8 protein-coding genes and 1 pseudogene are annotated in these 7289 nt (G+C 66.6%); 6 read left to right on the top strand and 3 right to left on the bottom strand.

Translation table 11 applies throughout. From position 1 onward, the window contains the following. Nucleotides 1–514, bottom strand: a pseudogene (locus tag D3261_RS19140) (hypothetical protein); the annotation flags it as partial. Between the two features lie 407 nt (nucleotides 515–921). Here D3261_RS19140 and priS point away from each other — a divergent pair. The 3 genes from priS to D3261_RS19125 are packed head-to-tail and all read left to right on the top strand — an operon-like array spanning nucleotide 922 to nucleotide 3686. Further along, nucleotides 922–2103 carry a DNA primase small subunit PriS gene (gene priS, locus D3261_RS19135; protein ID WP_120075165.1) on the top strand — a complete coding sequence of 394 codons (1182 nt, stop codon included), beginning with the start codon at nucleotides 922–924 and terminating at the stop codon, nucleotides 2101–2103. Between the two features lies 1 nt (nucleotide 2104). Beyond that, entirely contained in the window at nucleotides 2105–3022 is a 918-nt protein-coding gene (locus D3261_RS19130) for a hypothetical protein (protein ID WP_120075163.1), read from the top strand. Nucleotides 3023–3059: 37 nt separating this feature from the next. Next, nucleotides 3060–3686 (top strand): GNAT family N-acetyltransferase, encoded by a 627-nt coding sequence (locus D3261_RS19125; RefSeq protein WP_120075161.1) that lies wholly within the window; start codon nucleotides 3060–3062, stop codon nucleotides 3684–3686. A 35-nt stretch (nucleotides 3687–3721) separates the two neighbouring features. Here the strand turns inward: D3261_RS19125 and D3261_RS19120 are convergent, their stop codons facing one another. Then, nucleotides 3722–5092: a geranylgeranyl reductase family protein gene (locus tag D3261_RS19120; protein ID WP_120075159.1), complete on the bottom strand. Its 1371-nt coding sequence runs from the start codon at nucleotides 5090–5092 to the stop codon at nucleotides 3722–3724. A 93-nt stretch (nucleotides 5093–5185) separates the two neighbouring features. Here D3261_RS19120 and D3261_RS19115 point away from each other — a divergent pair, with 93 nt between their 5' ends. The 3 genes from D3261_RS19115 (at nucleotide 5186) to D3261_RS19105 (ending at nucleotide 6656) form a co-directional block, all read left to right on the top strand. After that, nucleotides 5186–5506, top strand: coding sequence for a 2Fe-2S iron-sulfur cluster-binding protein (locus D3261_RS19115; RefSeq protein WP_120075157.1), 321 nt, complete (start codon nucleotides 5186–5188; stop codon nucleotides 5504–5506). A gap of 114 nt (nucleotides 5507–5620) precedes the next feature. Further along, nucleotides 5621–5965, top strand: a complete 345-nt coding sequence (locus D3261_RS19110) for a glutaredoxin (protein ID WP_120075155.1) — start codon at nucleotides 5621–5623, stop codon at nucleotides 5963–5965. 103 nt (nucleotides 5966–6068) lie between these two features. Next, on the top strand, nucleotides 6069–6656 hold the full coding sequence (locus D3261_RS19105) for a hypothetical protein (protein WP_007693322.1): 588 nt from the start codon (nucleotides 6069–6071) through the stop codon (nucleotides 6654–6656). Nucleotides 6657–6688: 32 nt separating this feature from the next. Here D3261_RS19105 and D3261_RS19100 read toward each other — a convergent pair. After that, nucleotides 6689–7289, bottom strand: a 601-nt coding sequence (locus D3261_RS19100) for an MBL fold metallo-hydrolase (RefSeq protein ID WP_120075153.1), incomplete at its 5' end; no start/stop codon positions are given.

Below are 7289 nucleotides of genomic sequence, written 5' to 3'. Positions count from 1 at the left end.
CCGAGAAGCGGTAATCGGTGGGGCTACCGGTCCCAACCACCGAAAGCACGTTTTTCGAGTAGTCTTCTGGGTTGATTTCGTTTCCGTTCAGTGTGACCGTCGCGTTCCCGTCGAGAGTAATGGTCCTGAGTTCGCCCGAGAATACATAGGAATCAGTGCCACCGGAAACATAGCCCTCGACAGTACCTCCGGATATCTGGTCTTCGTCGCCGAGCGTACCGCCGTTGGCACGACTCTTCTCAATCGACCCCGAAACCGAGAAGCGGTAATCGGTGGGGTCGCCGGTTCCGATTACCGAAAGTACGTTATCCGGGTATCCATCCGGATCGATCTCGCTACCATTCAGCGTCACTGTCGCATCACCGTCGAAATCGAACGATTCGATCTCGCCCGAGAACTCGTAGCTGTCGACACCCCCACCGCCACCCTGCCCAGTCGCCGTGCTTCCCGAGATCGTATCGTTGGGGTCGATGCTCGCGCCGTTCGCGCTCGATTTCTCCAACTCGCCGCTCACAGAAACCGTGTACGAGAACCGATCGCCGTTGCTCGCGATGGTGAGCGTTCGCGAAAGCGACTGTGCCGCCGCCGGGGTCGCCAGAACCCCGCCGGCGATGCCAAGCGAACTCAGTTGTAACACTCGTCGCCGTGAGAGCGCCGCTCGCTCCGAAGGGTCCGGTTCGGTTCCCGCTCGTGGCTCAACGTCCCGCTCGCGCCCCTCGTGTGGTCCACCCATTCCTGCGAAGATGGTGCTGCCAACCGGTGTTAAATTTTGTTGTTCCGGATAAAATCTGCGTTCCACCGGAGGGATGTGACAACCGATGTACTCGATGTGCGCAACGGAAGCGGAAGGATCGACATCGGAACCCGTGACGGTGGCGAGACGGTAGGATTATGCCGGTGTTTCTCGAAGCGAGGGACCTGATGGAAGAGCGCACGCGCGCCTATCTCCGGGGGCGATTTCGGGACCACTACCGCCGGACGGAGCCGGTGCTCCCGCCCGACGCCGATGCGCGCGAGTGGGGGTACATCCCGTGGACGTCGGGGCCCGGGACCACGATGGTCCGGCACAAGTCGACCCTCGACCTCGGCGACCTCGGTAAGTTCCTCGCGCGCGAACGCCCGCGCCACGTCTACTTCTCCGCGGGCCGGTACGACGACCCGGCTGCGGGGTCGATGGGCGAGAAGGGCTGGGTCGGCTCCGACCTGGTCTTCGACCTCGACGCCGACCACCTCCCGGCCGTCGAACTCGGCGTCGACAGTTACGGGGAAATGCTCGAGAAGTGCAAAGCCGCGCTGCTTCGATTGCTCGACTTTCTGGAAGACGACTTCGGTTTTCAGGACCTCACGGTCGTGTTCTCCGGCGGGCGGGGTTACCACGTCCACGTTCGCGACCCGGCGGTGCAGCCGCTCGAAAGCGACGCCCGCCGGGAGATCGTCGACTACGTTCGCGGCATCGGGCTCGACCTCGAAGGGGTGATCCACGAGGAGGCCGTCGGCGGGACGGCGGGACGGGCGAGCCCGGCGAGGAAGCGCACCCTCCGCACGGAGGGCGGGTGGAGCGCACGCGCCCATCGCTACCTCATGTCGTTCGTCGACGACCTCGTCGCGATGGACGACGAGGCCGCGGTCGAGCGCCTCCGCGAGTTCGATGGGATCGGCGAGGGAAAGGCGACGGCCGCGCTCCGGGCCGCCCACACGAACGACGACCAGATCGCGACCGGCAACATCGACGTTCATCCGGCGTTCTACTCGCTCTCACGCCAGCTGATCCCGGAGGTGGTCGCGGCGGACAACGCGCCGATCGACGAACCCGTCACGACGGACACCAACCGTCTGATTCGACTCCCAGGAAGTCTCCACGGCGGGAGCGGGCTATGTGTCAGACGGCTCGACCGCGACGCGATCGAGGCGTTCGACCCCCTGACCGACGCGGTCCCGGACACCTTTCGGAACCAGGAAATATCGGTCGAGGTCGAGGAGGAATCGCAGGTCGAACTCGGGGGCGACAGCTTTACACTCCCGGCGGGCACACATCGAGTTCGTGAATACGCGGGCGTGTTCCTGATGGCACGCGGCCGCGCCGAGAAGGGCGAGGAAGCATAGTATGGATCTCGGGGACCTCCAGTCGGCACGGAGCAAGGAACGCCAGCGCGATAGCCTCCAGCATCTCCACGACGACTTCTACGCCGACGTCGGTTCGTTCGTCGCCGAGCTCAGAACCGAGCGCGAACGCGCCGCCGCGGCGTCGGACGACCCGTTCGACGCCCCCGAAGTCCGTCGACTGACCGACGACATCAAGGCCGCCGAGAACACCGTCGAGGCGGTCTACGAGCGTCGGGTCGGGAAACTCGTCAAACTCGCGAGCCTCGCGGCCGCCGGGATGCCCGCCGAGACCGACGGCCTCACCGACGAGGAGCGCGACCTCTTCGAGACCCTCGTGAACGCGATCGAATCGAACCGTGAACACGTCCTCGACGACGTGCTCGCCGGCGACCGCGCGACCGGCGGGTCGGTCGACGTCACCGACTCGGCCACCGAACCAGATAGCGAACCAGCCGCCAGCGACACACCCGACACAGCGGCGGCGACCGAATCGGTGGAACCCGGGGAACAAGCGGACCCCGCAGAAACCATCGACCCAGTGGACGTGGGAGCCGAGCCTGCCGAGAACGAAGCCGTCGGGAACCAGCCCGCCGGGAGCGAGGTCGGTGGAGAGGCTGCGACGGCCGACGAGGGTGTCAGCGTGGCGGATGCGATGGGCGGGCAGTCACCGAAGCCCACCAGCGAGTCGGGTGAGACGTCCACCGCCGCGGACCGTGCGCCGGCCGGCGCGGACGACGCGGGTGGCGAGACGCCGAACCCCGACACCGACCGCACGACCGTCCGGATCACCCAGGACGTCGGCGAGGTCTTCGGCGTCGACGAACAGACCTACCACCTCTCGGCCGAGGACGTGGTCACCCTCCCAGAAGTCAACGCGACGCCGCTCGTCGAGCGCGACGCGGCCGAACAGCTCGATTGACGTCGGCGGGGTTCCGGTATCGCGCGGTCGAGTAGCCATGACACCGACACTCTTTCCGACGCGAATCGAGACGGAGCGACTGGTCTTCGAACGGTTCGATCACGACACCGTCGACCCCTTCGAGTTCTACACGTTCGTCACCCGCGACGACTGGCAGGGCGCGGCGACCGAGCACATGCCGTGGTTCCGTTTTCGACGCCTCGACCAGGTAATGGCGTTCCTCGATCGCGCCGAACGGCGATGGGAGGAACACGACGAGGCGCGGTATCTCCTCCGGCGGAAGGCCGACCACGAGATCGTCGGGACCACCGCGTACGGTCCCGAGTGGGAGGAGCGCCGCGCCGGATTGGACATCGTGCTCGCGGAGCGCTACTGGGGACGCGAGTACGGCCTCGAACGCGCATCGGTGTTCGTCGAACTCAGCTTCGAGCGCTACGACCTCGACGCCTACTACACGACGTGTGCCGCCGACAACCGTCCGTCCCGGCGGATGATCGAGAAATACGTCTCGAAGTACGGCGGGCAACACGAGGGGCTGCTGCGCCAACACTCGTCCCGGCCCGACGGCACCGTGACCGATCAGCATCGGTTCACGGTCCTTCGAGCGGAGTACGAAGCCGCGACCGACGGCGAGGAGACGATGGCGTTCGATCTGGAGTGGTAGGCTGGCGGTCCGCCGACCGTGCGGCCTGCGATAGCTCAGTACTTCGCCTCGGCACCCGCCGTCGCGTAGATGACGTCCATCAGCCCATCGCGCTGGGCCTGCCAGGCCTCGAACGCCTCTGGATCGTCGGGATACTCCTCGTAGTGGTCGAGCAGACGGTCGGCCTGCGTCTTGGTCTTGTAGAGGTCGAGCACCGTCCCCCAGTGGCCGAAGCTCTTGACCGCCGTGCGGAGCGCGAGCGGCAGGCTGATGTCGGCGCTCCCGGAGTAGAGCGCGTCGGAGAGCTTCTCGGCCGGGAGGGACGCGAGCAGGCCAGTGAGATTGCCCATCCCCACCGCGCCGACGAAGATGTTGTAGATGTCGAGCCCCGCGTACCGGCCGCCGAAGTGGTCCATGACGCGCTCGTTGTACTCCCAGAGGGCGGCCTCGCTCGTGTCGCCGTCCTCGATGGCCTCGATCGCCGCCTCGGCGGCGTACTCCCCGCCGTAGGCCGCGCCCGCGATCCCGCCGCCGGTCGTGGGGTTGACGTGGCCTGCGGCGTCGCCGATCGCGATGAAACCGGGGGCGACCGCCGAGTCGTAGGGTCGGCGGGTCGGGAGCGCCGCGCCGAGTTTGTCCTTGACTTTCGCGCCCTTGAACTCGGGGCGGTCGCGGAGGTCGCGTTTCAGCGACTCGACCAGTTTCATCGGTTCCTCGGTCATCTGGAACCCGAGCCCGACGTTGATCTCGGTGCTGGTTCGCGGGAAGTACCAGAGGTAGCCCGCGGCGCGTTCGGTGGGCTTGAACACCAGTGCGTCGTTCCACTCGACGGGTTCGGGAACCTCGACGACCTCGCGGTAGGCCGAGGAGAACTGCGAGTAGTTGACGTCGGTGTCGAAGGTCGCGTTCGAGAGGTCGGCTTTGTCCTGAAGCAACGAGAGCGCGCCCGCGGCGTCGATCACGATCTCGGGGTCGTACTCGGCCGCCTCGCCCTGCCGTCTACCCGCGAGGCCGGTCACGCGACCGTCCGCGTTCTGGTGGACGTCGTTCACGACCGTGTCGTAGTGGAACTCGACGCCGGCCTTCTCCGCCCCCTCGATGAGGAGCTTGCCGAACTTCAGGCGGTCGATGACACCGAGTTCGCCGGGGACGGGAATATCGAGGACGGCGTCCTCCTGTGGGATCTCGAACCGGCCGTGGTCGACCACGGTGTTCGTGATGGCGGGTTCGATCTGGGACTTGGGGATCGCCTCGGGGAAGGCGTCAGCGCCCTTGAGCGCGTCGCCACAGGCGATGTGGCCGGCTTCCTCCGGCGATTTGCGCTCGACGATGACGACGTCGTAGCCTACCCGTGCGATGGTCGCCGCGGCGTAACACCCGCTGGTTCCCGCGCCGACGACGGCGACATCGGGTTCGTAGGTGGTCATGCCCGGGTGGTGGCGGGGAGGGTGGAAAACTCTTCTCCAAAGCGACCGCCGACCGACAGCAACTGATTTCACCCGGGTCCGCGTTTGGGGGGCATGGCCGAGTACACCGTCGAGTTCGTGACCACCGACGAGACCATCACCGTCTCCGACAAACAGACGATCCTGAGCCGCTGTATCGAGGAGGGGCTGGCCCAGGAGTACTCGTGTCGGGTCGGGATGTGCCTCGCGTGCTCGGCGCGGATCGTCGAGGGCGAGGTGACCCAACCCGCCGCCCGCGGGCTCACCGGGGAGGAGGCCGAGGAGTACGCGCTGACCTGCATGGCGCGACCGCTCTCGGACCTCACGATCGACCGCGGGCAGTACCCGCCGAGCATCGAGGACGACGCTACGACCACCGCCCCGGCGGACGATTGAGCCACAGGTCGGCGTCGCGGGCCGCGGCACCCCTCTCACTCTCCCACTAGTTTTCACGCTCCGAACTCTGTAACCGTCACAACATCTTTGTCCAACCGGGTCCTATACCTCCGTGTGACGTTCCAACCCCCGACCGGTCTCAGCCAGGACGAGGTCACCGAACGGGTCGACAGCGCCATCGAGGAGAACGACGTGGTGCTGTTCATGAAAGGCAACGAGCTCATGCCCCAGTGTGGCTACTCCGACCGCGCGGTCACGCTCATGAGCCAGTACCGCGACGAGTTCGAGACCGTCGACGTGCTCGAATCGATCGACGAATATCGGACGGCGCTCGAAGCCCACAGCGGCTGGACGACGACCCCACAGGCCTACGTCGACGGGGAGTTCGTCGGCGGCAGCGACGTGCTCGCCGAACTCGACCAGCGTGGCGAGCTCGAAGCCACGCTGGCCGGCGAGTGACCCGCGTCCGCCGAGCGCGCGAAGGACAGGGAATATATGTGCGGGATGCGTATGCAAGGGTAGACGGGCACCGTCGGCAGCAGGCCCGACTGCCGGTGATAGCATGACCGATGACTGTGTATTCCAACTCCACTCGACGCTCGAACTGCCCCTCGAAGACGTCCATGACTTCCTCGATAATCCCGATCTCCCCGAGGAGATCGACTCCATCGACTTCACCCGCCGAAACAACACGCTGATCGTCAGCGCCGTCGCCGCCGACGACACCATCAGCAAGTACACCCCGACGGCCCAGCTGAAGGCCAGCGTGACCGAGAACCGGGTCTACGAGGAGCCGCTCGAAGAACAGAAACCACCCGCCGGCGGCCCCCGATGGGGGAGCGCGCCGGGCGAGGAGGACGAACTCCCGCCCTCCGAACTCGTCGAGTACGCCTGCTTCAAGGGCGACCGCGAGACCGTCCTCCAGAACACCGCGGTCCAATACCCGATGTTCGAGGTGCTCTGTGAGATCGCGCGGATCGCCGAGAAGGGCACCCTCACGGCGATCGCCGCCCGCAACGGCGAACTCAAGGCGACGCGGATCGTCGACGGCGAGGAGCGGCCCGCCTCGCTCGAAGTCGTCGAGGACCCGACCGAGGGCCCGGCGGCGAGCAAGGGCGTCGACTGGCGCAACAACGAGTTCATCAAGTAGCGACCAGTCGGTCTCAAACCGGTGTCAGGATTCTACTGTGCGTTCGCGCGTTCGCCGTCCCACGCGACGGCCCCTTCGACCGCGAGCTTTTCGAGATGGGCCCCGACCGTCTCCGTCGCCAACCGACGCACCCCTGAGATGTCCTTCTCGTAGACGGCGTCCGTGACCTCGTCGAGCGTCCGCGCGCCCGCACGAACCGCTTCTACGATCCGTCGTTCACGCCGGAGTCGATGCCGGATCAGTCGTTCGAGCGTGGCCCGTGGGTCGTCGATGACCGGACCGTGACCCGGATAGAGCCGATTCGGGTCCCGGGCATGGAGCCGTCGAAGTGCGGTGAGGTACGCCCGCATATCCCCGTCGTCGCGACCCACCACGACGCTCCCCGTCGCGACCGCGAGGTCGCCAACGAGGCGGTCGCCGTCGACCGCGAGCACGAGGTGGTCGGGGGCGTGGCCGGGCATCGAGTCCACCGCGACCGTGCCGGCGTCGGTTTCGATGGTCGTTCCCGGCCGGACGACGCGGTCGGGCGTCACCCCGGTCGCGCGCTCGAAGCGCTCGACGTAGCCGGCGTGGGCCCAGATCGTCGCGTCGTCGGCGTAGGCGGCGACGCCACCCACGTGGTCGGGGTGGGTG

It is taken from the genome of Halococcus sp. IIIV-5B, from assembly GCF_003602035.1.
Taxonomy (GTDB): Archaea; Halobacteriota; Halobacteria; order Halobacteriales; family Halococcaceae; genus Halococcus; species Halococcus salsus.
Note: the sequence above shows the minus strand (reverse complement) of the source record. Positions and strands in the feature narration are given on the sequence as shown.